The sequence below is a fragment of the Aquimarina sp. AWH4_224 genome, assembly GCF_056160245.1.
Window position 1 is genome coordinate 74,131 of record NZ_JBSWWU010000015.1, and the last position, 18,958, is coordinate 93,088.

At 36.3% G+C, this 18,958-nt stretch carries 18 protein-coding genes; 10 read left to right on the plus strand and 8 right to left on the minus strand.

Translation table 11 applies throughout. The features are described from left to right. The first annotated feature begins 23 nt into the window (after nt 1-23). The 6 genes from ACXAGJ_RS22395 (at nt 24) to ACXAGJ_RS22420 (ending at nt 5,862) form a co-directional block, all read left to right on the plus strand. Complete coding sequence (locus tag ACXAGJ_RS22395) at nt 24-1,766, plus strand: TonB-dependent receptor (protein WP_474843110.1); 1,743 nt, start codon at nt 24-26, stop codon at nt 1,764-1,766. 70 nt (nt 1,767-1,836) lie between these two features. Continuing rightward, entirely contained in the window at nt 1,837-2,649 is an 813-nt protein-coding gene (locus tag ACXAGJ_RS22400; RefSeq protein WP_474843111.1) for a M23 family metallopeptidase, read from the plus strand. A 174-nt stretch (nt 2,650-2,823) separates the two neighbouring features. Continuing rightward, nucleotides 2,824-3,132: a hypothetical protein gene (locus ACXAGJ_RS22405; protein ID WP_474843113.1), complete on the plus strand. Its 309-nt coding sequence runs from the start codon at nt 2,824-2,826 to the stop codon at nt 3,130-3,132. Nucleotides 3,133-3,287: 155 nt separating this feature from the next. Continuing rightward, nucleotides 3,288-3,410, plus strand: a complete 123-nt coding sequence (locus ACXAGJ_RS22410) for a hypothetical protein (protein WP_474843115.1) — start codon at nt 3,288-3,290, stop codon at nt 3,408-3,410. Between the two features lie 22 nt (nt 3,411-3,432). After that, nucleotides 3,433-4,035 carry a hypothetical protein gene (locus tag ACXAGJ_RS22415; RefSeq protein WP_474843117.1) on the plus strand — a complete coding sequence of 201 codons (603 nt, stop codon included), beginning with the start codon at nt 3,433-3,435 and terminating at the stop codon, nt 4,033-4,035. 33 nt (nt 4,036-4,068) lie between these two features. Further along, nucleotides 4,069-5,862 (plus strand): DUF885 domain-containing protein, encoded by a 1,794-nt coding sequence (locus tag ACXAGJ_RS22420; RefSeq protein WP_474843119.1) that lies wholly within the window; start codon nt 4,069-4,071, stop codon nt 5,860-5,862. Between the two features lie 51 nt (nt 5,863-5,913). Here the strand turns inward: ACXAGJ_RS22420 and ACXAGJ_RS22425 are convergent, their stop codons facing one another. Together ACXAGJ_RS22425 and ACXAGJ_RS22430 are read right to left on the minus strand one after the other, a co-directional pair. Next, nucleotides 5,914-6,930, minus strand: coding sequence for a YaaC family protein (locus ACXAGJ_RS22425; protein WP_474843121.1), 1,017 nt, complete (start codon nt 6,928-6,930; stop codon nt 5,914-5,916). A gap of 117 nt (nt 6,931-7,047) precedes the next feature. Further along, nucleotides 7,048-8,247, minus strand: a complete 1,200-nt coding sequence (locus ACXAGJ_RS22430) for a hypothetical protein (RefSeq protein ID WP_474843123.1) — start codon at nt 8,245-8,247, stop codon at nt 7,048-7,050. A 230-nt stretch (nt 8,248-8,477) separates the two neighbouring features. Between ACXAGJ_RS22430 and ACXAGJ_RS22435 the strand changes: the two genes are divergently transcribed. Together ACXAGJ_RS22435 and ACXAGJ_RS22440 are read left to right on the plus strand one after the other, a co-directional pair. Then, the gene (locus ACXAGJ_RS22435; RefSeq protein WP_474843125.1) at nt 8,478-9,503 is read left to right on the plus strand and encodes a sensor histidine kinase; all 1,026 of its coding nucleotides are present in this window, start codon (nt 8,478-8,480) and stop codon (nt 9,501-9,503) included. Next, entirely contained in the window at nt 9,500-10,273 is a 774-nt protein-coding gene (locus ACXAGJ_RS22440) for a LytR/AlgR family response regulator transcription factor (protein ID WP_474843127.1), read from the plus strand. The genes ACXAGJ_RS22435 and ACXAGJ_RS22440 overlap by 4 nt, the downstream gene beginning before the upstream one ends. A gap of 49 nt (nt 10,274-10,322) precedes the next feature. On the opposite strand, the gene ACXAGJ_RS22445 is transcribed toward ACXAGJ_RS22440, so the two are convergent. Further along, nucleotides 10,323-11,213 carry a hypothetical protein gene (locus ACXAGJ_RS22445; protein WP_474843128.1) on the minus strand — a complete coding sequence of 297 codons (891 nt, stop codon included), beginning with the start codon at nt 11,211-11,213 and terminating at the stop codon, nt 10,323-10,325. Between the two features lie 197 nt (nt 11,214-11,410). Then, the gene (locus tag ACXAGJ_RS22450; RefSeq protein ID WP_474843129.1) at nt 11,411-12,709 is read right to left on the minus strand and encodes a serine hydrolase domain-containing protein; all 1,299 of its coding nucleotides are present in this window, start codon (nt 12,707-12,709) and stop codon (nt 11,411-11,413) included. Nucleotides 12,710-12,991: 282 nt separating this feature from the next. Here ACXAGJ_RS22450 and ACXAGJ_RS22455 point away from each other — a divergent pair, with 282 nt between their 5' ends. Continuing rightward, on the plus strand, nt 12,992-14,620 hold the full coding sequence (locus tag ACXAGJ_RS22455; protein WP_474843131.1) for an amidohydrolase: 1,629 nt from the start codon (nt 12,992-12,994) through the stop codon (nt 14,618-14,620). A 96-nt stretch (nt 14,621-14,716) separates the two neighbouring features. Here the strand turns inward: ACXAGJ_RS22455 and ACXAGJ_RS22460 are convergent, their stop codons facing one another. Continuing rightward, entirely contained in the window at nt 14,717-15,490 is a 774-nt protein-coding gene (locus ACXAGJ_RS22460; RefSeq protein WP_474843133.1) for a hypothetical protein, read from the minus strand. Between the two features lie 120 nt (nt 15,491-15,610). Beyond that, complete coding sequence (locus tag ACXAGJ_RS22465; RefSeq protein WP_474843134.1) at nt 15,611-16,327, minus strand: class I SAM-dependent methyltransferase; 717 nt, start codon at nt 16,325-16,327, stop codon at nt 15,611-15,613. 38 nt (nt 16,328-16,365) lie between these two features. Here ACXAGJ_RS22465 and ACXAGJ_RS22470 point away from each other — a divergent pair, with 38 nt between their 5' ends. Then, entirely contained in the window at nt 16,366-16,854 is a 489-nt protein-coding gene (locus ACXAGJ_RS22470; RefSeq protein WP_474843136.1) for a YkgJ family cysteine cluster protein, read from the plus strand. Between the two features lie 75 nt (nt 16,855-16,929). Here the strand turns inward: ACXAGJ_RS22470 and ACXAGJ_RS22475 are convergent, their stop codons facing one another. Both ACXAGJ_RS22475 and ACXAGJ_RS22480 read right to left on the minus strand, forming a co-directional pair. After that, nucleotides 16,930-17,613 (minus strand): Lipl32 family lipoprotein, encoded by a 684-nt coding sequence (locus tag ACXAGJ_RS22475; RefSeq protein ID WP_474843138.1) that lies wholly within the window; start codon nt 17,611-17,613, stop codon nt 16,930-16,932. A gap of 237 nt (nt 17,614-17,850) precedes the next feature. Then, on the minus strand, nt 17,851-18,930 hold the full coding sequence (locus ACXAGJ_RS22480) for a DUF6620 family protein (RefSeq protein WP_474843140.1): 1,080 nt from the start codon (nt 18,928-18,930) through the stop codon (nt 17,851-17,853). Nucleotides 18,931-18,958: the final 28 nt, after the last annotated feature.

Sequence of the window (18,958 nt, forward strand, 5' to 3'; positions counted from 1 at the left end):
AGTTGTAAAACGATTTGTAGTTTATGATTCCATATTTTAAAAACGTATTTCTTTTTATCTGTATTTTTATGATAAGTGCTATGGTTGTAGCGCAAGAGAAAGAAAAGGAAGATCTTGAAACCGAAAGGGTGGTTATTGTAAAAGCGTATACGCCAACGATAAGCGATGCATTCAAAATTAAATCGAATCCAGAGTTAAATGATTCGGTTACCCAACAAAAGAAACCTATTCGATATAGTATTTTTTCGGTACCTGTAGCTTCTACCTATACACCAGCCAAAGGGAGAGCAGCAAATATAGATCGACCAAAACCTATCAAAATATTTGATAATTATGCCACTTTAGGCTTCGGAAACTTTACTTCAGTACTTGCTGAGTTTTATAGTAATTTTCAAATCAATCGATCTGATAATATAGGACTGTATTTGCATCATAATTCTTCTCAAGGAGGAATCGAAGACGTGGAACTCGATGATAAATTTTATAATACCTCTTTGGATCTTAATTATACCTCGAGAAACAGAGATTATACCTATGGACTAGAGTTTGGAGCAGAACATCAGTTGTACAACTGGTATGGATTACCAGAAACACCTGTGCTTACTCCTGAAGAAATAGCGGCTATAGATCCACAACAAAATTATTTTGGTATAAAACTAGGTGGTAAAGTACAGTTTGATGATTTGTATTTTAAGAAAGCAACCCTCAAATATCGATTTTTTGGAGATGGACTAAGTTCTACAGAGCATCACGTAGTGGCAAAACCTTCGTTTGAGTTTGAAGCAGGAGATTCTCTGATTAATACCAATTTTATAGTAGATTACCTGTCCGGTAGTTTTGATCGAGAATTTGATCCGGCATTACAACTTCCGAATACGTATGGGATTCTTAATCTGGGAGTAAATCCTAGTCTGGCTATACTTAAAGATAATCTTACAGTTAATCTGGGTGCTGCAGTATTTTATAGTATTGATACCGAAAATAGCGATAATGATTTCTTTATTTATCCAAAAATAACGGCTTCATATAGAGTGATAGACGATGGACTCATTGCTTATGGAGGTCTAGAAGGGGATTTAGAGCAGAATAGTTATAGAGATGCAGTGCAGGCTAATCCTTTTGTTTCGCCTACCTTACTTATAGAACAAACCAATAGATTATACGATGCTTATTTTGGATTGAAAGGAAAGATATCTGATGTTGTTAGTTACAATGTTAAAGGAAGTTATCTTTCAGAAGATGAAAAACCACTTTTTGTACATAACCCAAGGGCTTTTATTGCTTTAGAAGGATATGATTATGGTAATTCATTTTCATATCGATACGATGATGTAACTACCTTATCGGCTTATGGAGAACTTAAGTTTGAAATCAACAAAAAGTTTACCTTAGGAGCATCCGCTACCTATTTTAACTACGATACAGAGGATGAACAAGAGGCATGGAATCTACCTGAAGTAGAAGCTTCGGTATTATTAGATTACCAGATCAATAAACAATGGTTTTTGGGTGCACAACTATTTTATGTAGGAGAGCGACAGGATATCGATAATACCGTAACCGCGGTTCCGACTTTACCATTAGCAACGGTTACACTAGATAGCTATTTTGATGCTAATGTAAATGTTGGATATCGATTGAACGATCGATTATCATTGTTTGTAAAAGGAAATAATCTGATAGGAGAAAACTACGAACGTTGGGTAAATTTCCCAGTACAAGGAATACAGTTTTTAGGTGGAGTCACGTATAAATTTGACTACTAGTACAGAGTCCCTTAGTTGGATAATACTAGATTAGGTATAATTTTTGTTATCTTAAAGGAAATTTCGTCCTATGAGAATTATTGTGTTTCTTTTGGTTGCCTTATTTTCATTGTCTGCACTAGCTCAAAAAAACTTCAAACTCTATTATGAAGAGACCGAAAGCGGATTTATAATACTTGCAGATAACGACGAGTATAGTCCGGTATCTGCAAAAATGAACTTCAGGTTAGAAAACCTCACTTCTTCCAACGGAAATAATAAGGTTTTTGTAGTACCTGCCCAAACTAAAAAGCATATCATTACCGAGCTTAATGTTATAGAACGAAGAAAACCTTTAAAACTAGGATTCGAGTCGGCGTATAATCACGGAGATCATACACTCAACACCTACGACAAAGACTTTGAATATCATCTACCTTTTGCCAAAGGAAAAACGTTTTGGCTTTCACAAGGATATAATGGGGCTATTTCTCACCAAAATGAATATGCTCTGGACTTCAAAATGCCGATGAGTACCAAGATTCATGCTGCGCGGGATGCGGTAGTGATAGAGGTACAGCAGAGTTACGAAAAAAGATGTACAACTCAGGATTGTGCCAAGTTCAATAATTATATTTTGGTATATCATAGCGATGGCACTTTTGCAGAGTATACTCATATCAAGAAAAATGGATCCGTGGTAAAAGTGGGAGATAAGATCAAACAAGGACAATTTATAGGATACAGTGGTGATGTAGGTTGGGCTACGGGACCGCATCTTCATTTTGTAGTTTTCTTTCAACGGTTAAAAGAACGAGTTACCCTAAAAACGAAATTCTTAACCGGTAAAGGTAAACAAGCGATTCAGCTTATTGAAAAAGAACAATATACTCGAGACTATTGAGAAACAACGCAGGATATCTACTTGCTTGAAAATGAGTTCTCAATACGCTATACCCCTGTTTTTGGGTGTTTTAATTTCATTGTTTATGGCGTTTTAAGTGCGGATAAACCAAGATATCTTGCAGTATCTAATTGAGGTTTATCAATATTTGAACCTTGTAACGCTATATGTAAGATGAAAAATATCAATTTGAATACCTGGTTTACTCTTTTTGCTTTGTTGTTTATTCTCACTGGGGTTTGTAGTTTACTTCATAATGCTTACGAACAAGAAACCTTGGTTTTTACACCGACCACAACTTTTTTGATGAAATTACACCCTATACTTAATTTGCCAACAAATGGTTTGGGATATAGTGGTTTTGTAAATGGTTTATATGGTATTTTAGGGGGATTGATCATAAATGTGCTATTGTACTCTTTCGCTCTCGAACGCTTTGTTTATGGTTTTAAAAGCTTGTGCAGAAGAGTGATGGTGTTCTAACTCTTTTCATAATATAAAGTCATAGTTTTAGGTCATTCTTATTTTCTTCCCTGTTCAGGTTTACTGATATTTGAATAATCATACCTCTTGGATTCGTATAAAAAATAAAATAAGAGGTAATATTTCATAGGGTGATGACACACACAATATATCAAATGAAAAACGGAGTAAATCAGAACGAACTAATCGTTCAGTTCTTGATATCCGAAGAATTTTGGAATACATCAATTGTAGCAGGATACGAAAGAAGGACTCCTTTTTCGTTTCTTCCAAATTAATAACTAACTAAACCGATTCAATATGATTATTTACGGATGGAAAGCAGCGCATTTACGATCTACACAATCCAAAACGGCAGTGTGCCCAAGTTGTAAAACCCAAGGATCCACTGTCATTAGTGTTTTTAGCAGACATGTCCATATTTTTTGGATACCACTTTTTCCATATGGAAAAACAGGAACTTCGCAATGTCAACATTGTCAGCATACCATGAAGGTCAAACAAATGCCTGAGGAGATAAAACGGGAGTATAAAAACCTAAAGATGGACGTAAAGCCACATATCTGGCAATTCTCGGGGCTGGTATTGATTTCTTTTTTAATTGCGTGGGGAATTTATTCGAGTAAAGAAAATGATAAGAAAAATCTTGAGTATATTGGTGCTCCAAAAGTTGGAGATATCTATGAGTATAAAACTGAAAGTGGATATTATTCATCTCTTAAAGTAGTAAACGTTTCTGCGGATAGTATCCAGGTAGTACCCAACGACTACGAAATAGAGAAGAAGACTGGGATTTATAAAATTGATAAACCGGAGAATTATGGGGAGTTTAGCTATGGATTATCAAAACAAGAACTAAAAGAAATGTTTACTTCTGAAGAAATTTATGAGGTAAATCGATAATTAGGGATATAGAGTATACCAAAACAAACAAATATGATCAAAAAAACACTGGTAATTGCACTCATGGCAGTTACAATTGGTGCTTGTAAAAAGGAAAAGACAGTTACCGAGACCACAGCGCCAAAAACGGATGTAAGTAAAGCGTTTAATGAAATGCTAGACAATTACTACGAAGAAGGTTTAGTGCTTAACCCTGTGCAAGCTACTTTTGCAGGAGATAATCGTTTTAATGACCAGTTTCCGAATCCGCTAGCCGACGAAACCGTAAATAAAGTAAAAGCATATTACACCAAATACAAAGAACAACTGGCTCAGTTCGATGATGCATCACTTTCGGATAGTGAAAAAATGACGAAGGCCATTTTGAAATGGGAATGTGATATTAATCTTGATGCTTTTAACTATAAGAAGGAATATTTTCCTATCGATCAAATGTGGTCGATTAATCTAATGGCGGGACAATTGGCCAGTGGGGCCAGTGCACAACCTTTTAAAACGGTAGAAGATTATAACAATTGGCTACAGCGTTTAGAAGGGTATTTGGCATGGATGCAATCTGCAGAAGAAAAAATGAAAGAGGGAATGCAACAAGGGTATGTGCTCCCAAAGTCTTTGATTGTAAAAGTGCTTCCGCAACTGGAAGCATTGACGGTGAATGATCTGGACAAGCATTTGTTTTATGCACCGGTTAAGAATTTTCCCGAGGAATTTTCTGAAGAAGATAAGAAGCAACTTACCGAAGCGTATAGTAAAATGGTTTCAGAAAAAATCATTCCTGCGTATACTTCTCTGCATAAGTTCATGAGTGCCGAGTATCTGGATGCGGGTAGAGCAAGCTCTGGTATTGCTGATATCCCAGGGGGAAAAGAATATTACGATTATCAAATTAAGTTGTACACTACTACCAATATGACCGCAGACCAAATTCATGAATTAGGATTGTCTGAGGTAGCTCGAATTTTATCCGAAATGGAAAAAATAAAAGAGCAGGTGGGGTACACTGGTGATTTAAAATCATTTTTTAATCACGTACGTAACAAAAAGGAACTAATGCCTTTTACAGAACCACAACAGGTAATCGATAATTTTAATGCGATTCATGATCGTATGAAACCACAGATAGAAAAGTTGTTTGATGTAAAGCCTAAAACTCCTTTTGAGGTGCGTCGTACAGAGGCTTTTCGCGAAAAATCGGCTAGTGCAGAATATAATCCAGGTTCTCTGGATGGTACACGACCTGGTATTTTTTATACTCCGATTCCAGATGTGACCAAATACAATACCTATAGTGATGAGTCTTTGTTTTTACACGAAGCTATACCAGGACACCACTATCAAATTTCCTTAACTCAGGAAAGTGAAGAATTACCAAAATTTAGAAAAACATTATGGTACAGTGGTTATGGTGAAGGTTGGGCATTGTATAGTGAATCCTTAGGAAAAGAACTAGGCTTGTATACCGATCCTTATCAGTACTTTGGAATGCTTGGAGCAGAGATGCATCGTGCTATCCGTTTGGTAGTGGATACTGGATTGCATTCAAAAGGGTGGACCAGAGAACAAGCCATTCAATATTCTTTGGATAATGAGGCTGAGTCTGAAGCTGGGATCATTTCTGAAATAGAACGATATATGGCCAACCCAGGACAAGCTTTATCTTACAAAATAGGACAATTAAAGATTAGAGAACTTAGAGCCAAAGCCGAAAAGGAACTAGGAGATAAGTTTGATATCCGCCAGTTTCATAATGAAGTGTTAGAAACCGGATGTGTGCCTCTTGCTTTGTTAGAGGATAAAATCAATAGCTGGATTGCTAAAAGTAAATAGAAAGATCTTATGAAATAATAAAGGCGCTTGAAATCAGGCGCCTTTTTTTGTTTAGAAACTAGTGTACGCTTTAAGTACTTTTTGCCCTAGCATTTTGGCTGTTGTTAAATACAAAAATTGCTTGGGCTGCGTGGTTAAAAATTCACTCATTAACCATTGCTCCATATCATTAAATATTTCTTTGAACAAGTTAGGGCGATATCGGGTGATTGACCCTAAATAGAAGATGGTCCAATAAATAATCATCTCAGTAGGGTATCGGTGTTGCTTCTGTTTTGAGATATACATTTTGTACCCATCATCACCCACATAATACCAAACTCCTTTATGTATAAGTTGTTGGGATAAGGCGTAATAATCCTGTCGAGTAGGGCTGTATTTATCAATATTCAGTGATTCGATTAAATATGGAACGCCTTCTTCCTTTTCAATATGATATCCCAGTTTTTTTAATGAAGTAATATCTCTACCATCGCATTGCACTCTGGCTTTGATTCCTATTTCTTTACCATCTTTAAAATATAACACATTGGATAGTTTGCAAAAGGATTCTGAAACGCGATAGATCTCACTATAGGCTCTATGAATTCCTACACAGTGTGATAACAGGTTCTTCAGGTTGATTGTGGTATTGGTGTCAATAGTAACTCCATTAAATAATCGATATAATTCTGAAGCCACCTTGATTTTATCTTTTTCAATAGGTTGCAAGGTTACCCCGCTTCGACGAAAAGAATTGTTATTACGCTCGCTAATACCATGGAGGTAGTGAATGTGCTGCCCGTAATTATGTTCCAGATTCAAAACAATCTTGGATAGATTGAGAAACGAATAGTAAAACAATAAGGGTTTGGTATTGAGAGGAGCACTTTCTGCCGCATTGTAGAAGTTTTTGGCCTGTTCTAATAGAGAAAGCAAAAACTTTTTATCGATGTTTTTCTTCTTAATCACATAATCCCAAAATGCCCAAACGTCGGAGATGATTAATTTTCTTTCGTGTCCTAAATAAACAAGATTGGTTTCCTTGGTAAATAAGGGAAACCCATATTTTTCTTTTAATTCTGTCATTTTTAAGCTGGCTCAACTGTTTTGTAAAGCTACTAGTTTTTTGCCAATAAGAATAAAGAAACTCTTTCTAATCAACATAGAAAGAGTTTTCATCTTGAATTAATAATGTGTAGATGGTTAAAACCCTTTAAAGGCTTCTGCATCTTTTATCAAAACCAATATATCATACCTAAATATGGTCTTTTTGAATCCTTCAGAGAAATTTGAATATGCATGTTCTCTCAAGGGTGCTAAGTTTAAAACAAAGTATTTTTTCGTAATGGAAGGTATGAGCTCTTGTATTTCTTTAGGGAACTGTTTCGTATTGTCAAAAGGCACCGAGGATGAAGGAGCAAATGGGTTACCGGTGGCAGCCGTTCCTGTAATGCCCATAACCACAAAATGAACCGAATGCATGTTGTTGATAATGGCCAGTTCGCTGGCTAGATTTGAAATATCGTAGATATTGGTTCGAGTTAGCCCTTTAGCGGCGTGATTCGCTCCCAGTTTAAAAATTACCTTAGGCGTTGGTGTTGTTTTTTGGGCTTCTTTATAGTAACGGGCAAAGTTTTGCTTCATTAATAGCCCTCGTTCGTTATTATTCTTGTAATACTCTTTGGTAATGGTATTGTAGGCATAGATTTCTTTAGTTTTCCAAAGTTGCTTGATAATCTCCATTTCATTTGGATCATCGGTAAGCGATAATAAATGATCATGAGTAGTCTTATCGTATTGAAAAATGTAGGGAGCAGTATAGTCCTTTTGTGCTACGGCTTGTTTGTATGCGATGTCTGCTTTTTCTTTTAGCTCTTCTACTTTGTTTTTTAAGGCTTTATTCTGGGTAGTTCGACTCAAGTAATCAAAGTTTAAACGAAACTGAACCATAAAAGTCTGGTCAATTCCCCAGATATCTCCTCCTTTTGTTACAACATTAGTAAATAGGTCATAATCATCTTCATTGTTGTAAAATGGTATGCTATATGGAAACTCCCTATCTAGATTTTTTGCTTTATCAATAGGAGCTTTTGCGGATGCCATTGCCTTGATCTTTTTTGCTGCAATGGCATCGGTTTCTATACATAATGTTTTGTACTCATAAGATTGTGCTTGGTTGAATAGGAAATTCGTAAACGAACCTACTTCTTTGATGCCATGTTGCTCTCCTACAAATACAAATTGACTGTTTTCTAGTTCTTTCTTGGTAAAGGTGATGAATTTTTCTTCAGACAACTCGTCAATTTCAAAACTGTAATCCAAAAGATTGATTTTGTTTTGAGTATGACCAGATATGGGGAATAATAGTGAGAGGCTAAATACAATAACGCATATTTTCTTCATAAGATGTGTTTTTTGATTGATGAATCAAAATTAGAGAGTTTACCAATCGCTTTTTTTGTAGAAAACCATGAGTAAGGATTAGAGCTATATGAAGAGGTGTTTTTAGAGTGTGAGATTAGATATTTTCCTGATGAAGACAAAAAAAGTACTCGGAATAGGTGCTGTTATAACTCTAAAAGAAGTTGAGAATTAGTATTGATTAGCTATTTTTATATAACTAAAATGACGATATGACTGTACAATCACCCAGATTACCTATAGTTTGGAAACTAGCAATTGTAGTGACCATTGGTGTGGTAATGTTCGGGATTATTGCTATTGGTTCCATGTTTAGAGAACCTCCTGGTTTTAATCCTGTTTTTTTGATATTAAAGCTATTTTTGATATATCTCTGTTTTGAATCGATTGTTCAATTTCAACAAAGAGTGTGGACTAAAAAATTAAATAATGTTTTGATTTTTTTGGGGAGTGTAGTTTTTGGGACAACAGTATATACAGTCTTGTTTTATTTTTACAAATGGTTAGATCATCTTGTTTTACATAGCGAGGTTCCTATGCTGCAGCATATGGTTTTTGCCGCTTTTATAGGTTTAGCTATTTCGGCAATAATCAGTTTAATTCTTATTGCGTCTAACTGGAAAAACCAATATTACTTATCGCAATTAGAGAATGAAGAATTTAAGAGAGAAATAGTAAAAGCAAATTTGGCGATTCTTAAGAATCAATTGGATCCTCATTTTATGTTCAATAATTTTAATACGTTATACTATTTAATCGATGAAAACACTACGCTGGCTCGGCAGTTTTTAGAAAATATATCATCGGTATATCGTTACATTTTGCAGTATAATGATCAAGCATTGATTCCTATATCTCAAGAATACCAGATGGTAAAACAGTATTTGGGATTACTTGAATTGCGATATAAAAGTGCGTTAAGTATCGATATTGATGTGGATGTTGAAATGCTCAAACAAAAAAATGTACCTCCTCTGGTTTTGCAGCAATTGGTCGAAAATGCAATCAAGCATAACAGGATAGATGAATATTATCCTTTGACTATTGGTTTTGAAGTTTCTGAGGATTATTTTACCATAAAGAATAATACGAACCCCAAACGTTTGTCTAAAACTACGGGAACAGGTTTGGACAACATCAAAAAACGATATGGTTTTCTTTCGAATCAAGAAGTCATAGTGATTGAGAATACCGAAGAATTTGAAGTATCTATCCCTTTATTAAAAAGTGAACAATGAAGCGTAACGCTGTACTTATAGAAGATGAAACCGCAGCAAGGGATCATTTTATAAAAACTCTGGCGCAGATTACCAGTGATATCAGAATAATCACATCGATAGCTTCTGTAGAAGATGCAATATCTTGGTTTACCACAAACCCTTCTCCTGATTTGATTTTTATGGATATTCAATTGTCGGATGGGTTATCTTTTGATATTCTTCAAGAGATAGAAATCGAAGTCCCTATCATTTTTGTAACGGCATATGATCAATATGCGATTCAGGCATTTAAAACTACAGGAATTGATTATCTACTAAAACCTATTGTAAAAGATGATCTCGAAAATGCGCTAAACAAGTTTTTTAAAACCAGCATTCAGCCCGATGATGAATTGGGGATTAAGAGTATAGATCTGGTACAAAATGTTAGGGGACACTATGGAAAGAAATACAGAGAACGTTTTTTATTGAAGTCCGGTCAGAATATGATACCTGTTACTATAAATGAAATTGCATACTTCTACAGGGATAAATTGGTTTTTGCCCAACTTTTTGATGGTAGGTCTTTTGTATTGGATTATTCTTTACATCAATTGCAGCATATTTTGGATCCTAAAATATGTATTCGATTGAACCGACAAGTTTTGGTACATATTGATGCCATAAAAGAATTACAGACCACAAAACCAGGGCAATTAAAGATAACACTACAGCCTCAGTTTCACGAAGAAATTTGTTTGAGCCCGGAGCGGTCGAGATACATAAAACTTATTCTGAATGAAACATAAAACTTAGCAGCTATCACTGTAACCGCTAAGCTTTATATTCATTATTAATTTAAAAATATGCATTTGCGATACGTTCTTTGGATTTTTCTAAAGCTACGGCATGAGTTGCTCCCATTTTGGATAATTTTTCAATGGCGTTGCGTACCAATTGTTCGTTAGGGATAGCCGATGCTAGTCCATTTTTGGCAGCAAGTAGTTGTTGGGCTTCTTTCAACTGATCTTCGCTAAGCCTGGCTTTTAATCTAGCCACGGCTTCCGAATATTGTCTGTCAAGTTCCATCCAAGTATTGATATCGATTTTACCTTCTCCCAATTCGTCTGTAAGTGCCGCTTGCAAAGTCTTCATATGTAGGTAATTCCTTTTGTTAATCAATGCAGCATCAAATTTTGCCTGATGTTTAATGTCGTCTATACTTTGTATCACCCGATAGTATATGGCTGTGGTGGTTACTGCTTCGTTTCCAAAAGTTTCGTTGTCTTCAATATTGGTCGAAGAAGCATATAAAAATGCAAATACCCCAGGGGATAGTCGGTTCATAGAAAATGATAGGCTAGTGGCCGATTGAGATGAGGATTTAGCAGCCTGTGCTACTGTATTGACTACATCTACATAGGCTTCGATGGCTTCCGGACTAGTTGCAGGTTTTACCACTGTCGGATCCATTGCTTTGATAGCTGTTTTGAGAGATGAGGTAACTACTTCTGCGATTTTATCCAAACTAAACTGGCTGGTATATTCTGTTTTGATAGCAGAGTTGTAGTCGATTTCTCGAGGGTCTGTGATTTGTGCATCGGATAAATGACTTTCAATTTCAGAAAAAAAGCGTTCTTTATGTGCTCCTTCTTGTGCGATAATCATTGCTTCCAATTTCTCGATTTGTTCTTTTGCCTTTACCGTTTTGTCGGCAACGCGTTGTACTTTTGCTGTTCTACATGCCATGGTTTTAAGTATTTACTTCCTACTCTTTTGGCTTTTCGGATTGCGCCTCGTTGTTTTTAAGTGGTTTCTGAGCTCCACAAATAGAGATAATTTGTGGTTTCAAAAGTATGGTCTCAAGGAAAGGCGAACAAGACCATAAATACTTGATTTCTAATACCGTATTTATACGGATTGGGAGAGATTTATACTGGTGAGGTCTATTTCTTATTAATCAAATATTGGGATACAGAATGATATGCGGGTAAGGAAGTGGGATCTATTTTTGCATTTTTTGCTTCGGGATATGAGGCAAATCGTACAATTGTCATTTCGGCTTTTGGATCTATATAAATGGTTTGCCCATGAACTCCTCTGGCTGCAAAAGCACCATGTTCATTGTGGGTAATCCACCACATATTTCGATAGCTCCAGTTTTTTAAGGAATTGTATGCAGACCTTTTAAAGGCTTCTTGATCACCACCATTCATGATATCTTCGACCACCGAGGCAGGTAGTATTTGTTGATGATTGAAATACCCTTTATTTCGTATCATTTCACCAAACATAGCCGCATCTCTTAGATTGCAATTGTATCCTCCTCCCGCAAATGGAATTCCAGCACTGTCTACCTGATAATATCCATCAAAATGAGTACCCAAAGGTTGCCAAATACGTTCAGACAATAATGTATTCAATTTTTTTCCGGTTACTCTAGAAATGATCCAACCCATCGCATCAGTATTGATGGTTTTATATCCAAAATCTTTTCCATGTTCTCCATTTTTTTGAACGGTAGTCAAGTACTCAAAATAGTTATTTGGTCCAGTATAATTTTTAGGTTTTGATAAGGGGTTTCCCGCTGCAGTAAAAGTCCAGATTTCAGCCTTGGGATCTTCATAGTCTTCACTGTATTGCAATGCGGTAGTCATATCCAGAATTTGCCGTATAGTAGCATCTCCAAAAGCAGAATTGCTAAGTTCTGGGATGTATTCTTTGGCCGTTTTATTTTCATCTAGTACTCCTTCCGCAACAAGAAGGGCTCCCAAGGTACCGGTAAATGTTTTACTCACAGACATTGCTGCATGTATGCCATCGGGTTTCAGTTCGCCGAAATATTTTTCGTAGACAATAACCCCTTTATGAAGAATCAACATACCATCGGTATAATTTTTGGAAAGAGAGGCTTCCCATGTCATGGGTGTATTGCTATTCAAAGGAGTAAATTCAATAGCATCAATGTTGTTATCGATCTTAAGATCGAAATTATATCTGTTCTTATACGCAGCCTGAACTTCGATCGTAGGTAAAAATTGTCGCATATGGCAAACGCTGTACCTCAAAGCTGGAAAGGTAAAAAAACTACCATCGGAAGCGGATATAATCTTACCTTTTTCTGGGGGGAAACCCTGCATCCATTTTAAGGTATTAGGATCAGATTTTTCCGCATTTAAAAACTGCTGTGCATGTAGGGTAAAACTTAGACATAGGGAAAAGAAAAGCAGCGCTAAATTTTTCATGAGTTTACTTTTTGAATTGATGAGGTGTGCGATGATTCATCATTATGGTATTGGTAGAGTTTTGAGCTGAAAATCAATAATAAGATACCCTATATCCATATATCATTGGACCAATTTTTATTATTTAATAATTAATTGTGATTTGTTTAAAGAGATGTGTGGTACAATCAGATTTATCATTAATACATTAAGTAAGCGATAGACTTAATTAAGAAAACCTTAACGATGTCAATTATTGCTTATCCCTATTTTTAGCCTTGAAAATCACAACTCAACTCAATTATGAAAAAGATTCTTTTTTTAGGTGTTAGTACCTTACTCTTCATTTCTTGTCAACAACCGATAGAGGTGGACTTGGTAGTTACTAATGCAAATGTATATACAGTAGACGAAAGTGCTGGCAAAGCCCAAGCCTTTGCGATCAAAGATGGTAAATTTGTAGCTGTTGGTAGTACTGAGGAAATTCTGAATACTTATACATCCATCAAAACCGTAGATGCTGCAGGAAAAACTATCCTTCCTGGTCTTATTGATGCGCATTGTCATTTTTATGGACTAGGGATGCAACAGCAGAAAGTGGATTTGGTAGGCACCAAAAGTTACGATGAGGTTTTGGATCGCATAGTATCATTTCAAAAACAAAAAAATGTTTCCTTCATCACAGGTCGTGGATGGGACCAAAATGATTGGGAAGTACAAGAGTTTCCTACCAAAGAAAAATTAGACAGTCTTTTCCCAGACACACCAGTTGCTGTGCGTAGAGTAGATGGACATGCGATGCTGGTCAATCAAAAAGCATTGGATATGGCTGGGATAACTGAAGCGACAAAGGTACCTGGAGGAGAAGTAATTTTAAAAGATGGGAAACCTACTGGAGTACTAGTAGATACCCCAATGAAAATGGTTGATAAGATTGTGCCAAAACCTACAGTTGAAGAACAAGTGCAAGCCTTAAAAGATGCCGAAAAGATTAACTTCGGATTTGGATTAACTACAGTAGATGATGCGGGGTTAAGTCCAAAGGTGATTGGGATCATCGATAGTCTGCAAAAAGCAGGAGAATTAAAGATCAGAATGTATACTATGGTTAGTAATGTGCCAGAATATGTAGATTACTACCTGAAAAATGGAGTTCATAAAACAAATCGGTTGAATGTGTCCTCTTTCAAGGTGTATGCAGATGGTGCTTTGGGATCCAGAGGAGCTGTCTTGAAACAACCCTATAGTGATAAGCATGATCATCATGGAGCAATGGTTATTGGAGTGGAAGATTTTAAAGCTTTGGCTAAAAGATTAGCAGACTCTCCTTTCCAGATGAATACCCATGCCATCGGAGACTCTGCCAATGCAGTGGTGATGAAAACGTATTATCATGCGCTAAAAGGAAAATCCGATCGCAGATGGAGAGTCGAGCATGCCCAAGTGGTAGCTCCAGAAGAATTTGAGATACTAAACAATAACCTGGTGATGAGTGTGCAACCTACTCATGCAACAAGCGATATGTATTGGGCAGACGAGCGCTTGGGAGAAGAACGTATCAAAGGAGCGTATGCGTATAAGAAACTACTGGAAAAAACGGGAACGATCGCCCTAGGAACAGATTACCCGGTAGAAAATGTGAGTCCGTTCTATACCTTTTATGCTGCGGTGGCCAGAAAAGATCTAAAACAATATCCCGAAGGTGGGTTTCAGAAGGAAGATGCACTTACCAGAGAAGAAACCCTAAAAGGAATGACATTGTGGGCAGCATACAGTAATTTTGAGGAAAATGAAAAGGGAAGTATTACCAAAGGTAAATTTGCTGATTTTGTAATTCTTGAAGAGAATATTATGGAAGTTGAAGAAGATAAAATACCCAATATAGAAGTAAAGGCAACTTATCTCGACGGAGAAGAAGTGTATAGCAAATAGGAGGAGCCCCATTTGCAGCAACAAAAAGCTAGAAACAACCAAATGTTTCTAGCTTTTTGTTTTATATGATGTATTTAGATATTGAATGTCTATGTATTATCGACCTCCATTAGCTCTTAGATCGGCAATGCAAAGTGGATCAAGTACGGGTATCTCATCTCCCAATCCCATCATACCACTGCCAAATTCGATAGCAGCTTCCATCAAGCAACTCTCTACATTGCAATGACCACTATTTTCCGCATCTTCATGAGCAGATTGTAAAGGAGTCCCGATATTGACCAGTCCCATAAGGTGTGCAAATTCATGATTCAGTGTAGCCGTTTCTATACTACTTAACAAAGGAGCACCTGGGCGAGTACTCAACTGTCTCAATGTTCCTTCATAAATAACCATAGATGTATTGCGATAAGCAGATCCCAAAGTCACTTGTTGGTTGCTGTCTTCTTCGTTTCCACCATCGGCAAAATACACGTATACCGTAATCTCATCACCTGCATTAAATATAGATCTTGTGTTGGCCTCGATAGCCGCAATTTCTTGTATAGTAAAAGGAGCTTGATTTGAAGAAGGTACAGAACGCTGATTAATTACAATACCATCAGGCTTAAATAGTCGTTTTTCCAGAAACTGTCTAAAAGCGTTAACAGCGGTAGTCGTAGGTTCAAAACCTTGTACAGAAACCATTTCTACAGTCAAACTATTAAAGTTGGTACTACTCAATAAATCATTAGCAGAGCTACCCAAAGGTTGCTGGTTGCTAGCAGGTATCGCAGCAGTTTCTAGAGAGGTATTGTCATCATCATCAGAACAACTAATTAAAATAAAAGAAGAAAATAATAGATATGCTAAAAGCTTTGTGATTTGCACGAGACTTAGTTTTAGTTAATACTTTGGTTACCTAGATGATGGATATAGATTATGCTTTAAAAAACGCTATAATCCAGATCATGTGACAAAAACATAAATCGCCACAAAGACTATACCATGTTAGGTGTTCAATAAGGTAAACTTGGCTAAATAGTCGTTATTTTCCCCTTCGACTAACAATTCGCACAAAAAGCCATGTGCATTTGCAGCATTTTGTAAGGTGTTATAATCAATGTATAACCAATCAAACCAGTCTGTAGTTAATGCTTTGTAGGTCATCTTGTAACGCATCTCACCATAGTAAGCTGCTGTAGGATCTACCCAAAAACCACCATCTTCATCAGTAAATAAATAGGAAATGTCAGAAGAGTCGATGAGCACTTGTCCGTTAGGAGTCAGAAGTGTTTTGAGGTGAACAAAAAAGCGATCGATCTGATCCAAACGACCAATGATGCCACTTCCATTCATCAAAAAAAGTAGTGTGTCGTAGGTTTTGCCTTTTAATGTGAAGATATCCTGAACCTTTGCTTGTTGTAACCCTCTTTTTTGAGCAATTTCAATGGCCCCTTCAGAAATATCGATAGCTGTAACATCTAGTTTTTTTTCTTCCTGAAGGTAAAGACTATGGCTACCTGCTCCACATCCCACATCCAATACTTTACCATAGGCAAGATCCAATGCCACTTGTTCTATTTTGGGCATATTGGGATACGTTCTAAACAAATAGGGAACAGGAATATAATCATCATCAAAACCCGGAGCGTGCACGGTGATATCTTCAGAATAATTCTGATCATAGTAATCTCTAATCGCTGCTCCAAAGATATCTTTGCTCATAATAGTATAGGATAAAAGGTAAATTGTAATTTTGCTTTATGCAAGAATTCATAGATCAATTACCAAAACTGGCCAAAGATAAACATAACGAAAACAAAAAGTTCTTTGCAAAACTCAAAAAAAAACCACCCAAGAAGTTGGATGAAACGATGCAGGTGTTACATGATGAAGAGTTTGAGCGTACCGATTGTTTAGAATGTGCTAATTGCTGTAAGACTACGGGCCCTTTGTTTACAGACAGAGATGTGGAGCGTATTGCCAAGTTTTTTAGAATGAAACCGCAAAAGTTTGAAGAAACGTATCTAAGAAGAGATGAAGATGGAGATTTGGTATTGCAAGAAGTACCCTGTACGTTCTTGGGTGCAGATAATTATTGTTCGATTTATGAGGTACGACCAAAGGCTTGCAGAGAATATCCTCATACCGACCGTAAGAAATTTCAGCAGATCTCGAATTTGACCTTAAAGAACGTAGCGATTTGTCCTGCAGCCTATAATATTGTTGAGAAGATGAAAGCTATGTTATAATACAAAAATTCCCATGCCTAGTACAAGGCATAGGAATAATTTGGAAGTGTGTCTTTTATTCGTTAATTCGGATGCTTATAATCCTTTTTTTAAGTCTTCGATAGTTTTTGCCATTACTACTCCAGGTAATTTAATTGGAGCTGCAACTTGTGCCAAGAATGTACCTTTTACTTCACCAGTTTTGTAAGTAGTAAATCCGATTCTGTATAAACCAACAGTTAATGCTTTTAAAGGATCGCTAGCTTCACTTTTGTATCTTAAAAGAGAGTTATAACTACTTCCGCTTGGTTGTTTTGGCATTTCACTACTGTCGTCATTCTTAGCTAATGTAGTCCAGTTGGCCGCTTTTACAGCATCTTCGCTAATTTTATCTTTGCTTACAATATCAGAACGTTCTAAAGTAATGTAAGTATCAAAGTAATCGCTAGATCCTGCGTTTTCTGTATATGCAGCAGCTTCAGTAGCTCCTTTGATTTTGGTTTTACCTACAGGAGACATCATTCTAACTCCAAGTTCTGGAGCCACAGCAGGAATCCAAACATAGATATAATAGAATTTTTTCCCCTCTTTTACCTCGTCTTCATTACCAGGAGCTGCATATCCTAAATAAGATACCACATCAGTATAAGGTACTTTGATGGTTTTTGGACCGATCTTCTTTTCAGTTAGACCTCCAAACTTTTTTAGTTTTTGAGCTTGAGCTGCTGTAGAAAAAACTAGGGCAAATGCACTTAATAAAATTAAGATTTTTGTTTTCATAATAGTTGATTTAGTTATGTTTATTGATAATTGGTTAGACACACTTATATGATATAAGTAATTAACAATACTACATATAGACAAATATGAGTTTTTATATAGGTAATAATACCATTTGTTGGTTAACATATTATTATCAATTAAAAAACAAGATGACCCGATTTTATCTTGTTAAATTGTAGTGTTTTTATAAAATCAGATAAATTTCGAGTCATCTATACAACAACAATAGTTCTTTTAGAAATCGATATCGTCCCCAGCTTTGGCTCCTGCAAACTCGGCATTGTATTTTTCCATAAGTTCTCCCATTTTTAATGCCATACGAGTATCCGTTGCCATTTTGGGACTCCAATGAGCTCCAACAGAACCCCAGTCTGTTACTGTAAGCCCATACTCCTGTAAAATAGAAGCGGCATCTTTTCCTTGTGCAGCCCCCATATTTTGATGACACATAATTTTTATGTAAAGCTCAAAATCTTCCATAACATTAGTCAAACTATTACCACTGCTAGTAGTATTGGCTTCAGATTCCTGATTAGTTTCTTGAGAGGCAAACTTTCCTATATTCGAATTTACAAAAGCATCTCCGTATACTTTAGATATAGCAAATGTAGTGTCTTGAGACATTCTCGTATTCCACTCTGCAGATACTTCATCCCAAATGGGTTTTTCGGTTCCAACAATTTGTAAAACTTCTTCAAGATCCATACCTCCAGCAATTTTAGCATTGGCTGCTGCCCAGGTTTCCATATCAATTCCAGAAATAGGGTCCAATAACCCTCCGGCTTCTGCGGCTTCGATATGCGAATCCATTTGGGCGTCTAATTTCGCTTTCTGTTCCTTTAAAAAGTCATCAGCCGCATCATAGGCTTTTTCCTGAGCATCATCGAGTAAGGCTATTCCCCACAAAAAATGTTGTTCATTAGAGAATCCGTATTCTTGAATTTGATCGTTAAACTCTTCCAGATTATCATCTTTAATGTCTTTAATTTCATTAAGAATACTCGTAGCATCATCATGAGAAAGTTCACGAACTTGCTCCGGCATTTCAAATTTTTGTACATATCCATATCTTCTAATACCAATTGGAAATTGGTTGTTGAGATCTACCCAATGTGGCTCACTTAAGTCGGGTTTGTATGGCCAAACATCATGATTCTCGTCTGCATCAAGATCCTGAAAAGACAAATCTGCGCATGGCCATGTGGTATAATCATAGTCATGCCAGTCCATACGGTCTAGTACCATTAAATAATCTCGATATTCGTCTTTGTTTTTTCCAGTTACATTTTGGTATAATTCATTCACTGTACTCATAATATTTAATTTTTAATGATTGATTTTT

Coding starts and splice junctions, on each gene's coding strand:
- ACXAGJ_RS22395 (WP_474843110.1), top strand. CDS start 24: ATGATTCCATATTTTAAAAACGTATTTCTTTTTATCTGTATTTTTATG.
- ACXAGJ_RS22400 (WP_474843111.1), top strand. CDS start 1,837: ATGAGAATTATTGTGTTTCTTTTGGTTGCCTTATTTTCATTGTCTGCA.
- ACXAGJ_RS22405 (WP_474843113.1), top strand. CDS start 2,824: ATGAAAAATATCAATTTGAATACCTGGTTTACTCTTTTTGCTTTGTTG.
- ACXAGJ_RS22410 (WP_474843115.1), top strand. CDS start 3,288: ATGAAAAACGGAGTAAATCAGAACGAACTAATCGTTCAGTTCTTGATA.
- ACXAGJ_RS22415 (WP_474843117.1), top strand. CDS start 3,433: ATGATTATTTACGGATGGAAAGCAGCGCATTTACGATCTACACAATCC.
- ACXAGJ_RS22420 (WP_474843119.1), top strand. CDS start 4,069: ATGATCAAAAAAACACTGGTAATTGCACTCATGGCAGTTACAATTGGT.
- ACXAGJ_RS22425 (WP_474843121.1), bottom strand. CDS start 6,930: ATGACAGAATTAAAAGAAAAATATGGGTTTCCCTTATTTACCAAGGAA.
- ACXAGJ_RS22430 (WP_474843123.1), bottom strand. CDS start 8,247: ATGAAGAAAATATGCGTTATTGTATTTAGCCTCTCACTATTATTCCCC.
- ACXAGJ_RS22435 (WP_474843125.1), top strand. CDS start 8,478: ATGACTGTACAATCACCCAGATTACCTATAGTTTGGAAACTAGCAATT.
- ACXAGJ_RS22440 (WP_474843127.1), top strand. CDS start 9,500: ATGAAGCGTAACGCTGTACTTATAGAAGATGAAACCGCAGCAAGGGAT.
- ACXAGJ_RS22445 (WP_474843128.1), bottom strand. CDS start 11,213: ATGGCATGTAGAACAGCAAAAGTACAACGCGTTGCCGACAAAACGGTA.
- ACXAGJ_RS22450 (WP_474843129.1), bottom strand. CDS start 12,709: ATGAAAAATTTAGCGCTGCTTTTCTTTTCCCTATGTCTAAGTTTTACC.
- ACXAGJ_RS22455 (WP_474843131.1), top strand. CDS start 12,992: ATGAAAAAGATTCTTTTTTTAGGTGTTAGTACCTTACTCTTCATTTCT.
- ACXAGJ_RS22465 (WP_474843134.1), bottom strand. CDS start 16,327: ATGAGCAAAGATATCTTTGGAGCAGCGATTAGAGATTACTATGATCAG.
- ACXAGJ_RS22470 (WP_474843136.1), top strand. CDS start 16,366: ATGCAAGAATTCATAGATCAATTACCAAAACTGGCCAAAGATAAACAT.
- ACXAGJ_RS22475 (WP_474843138.1), bottom strand. CDS start 17,613: ATGAAAACAAAAATCTTAATTTTATTAAGTGCATTTGCCCTAGTTTTT.
- ACXAGJ_RS22480 (WP_474843140.1), bottom strand. CDS start 18,930: ATGAGTACAGTGAATGAATTATACCAAAATGTAACTGGAAAAAACAAA.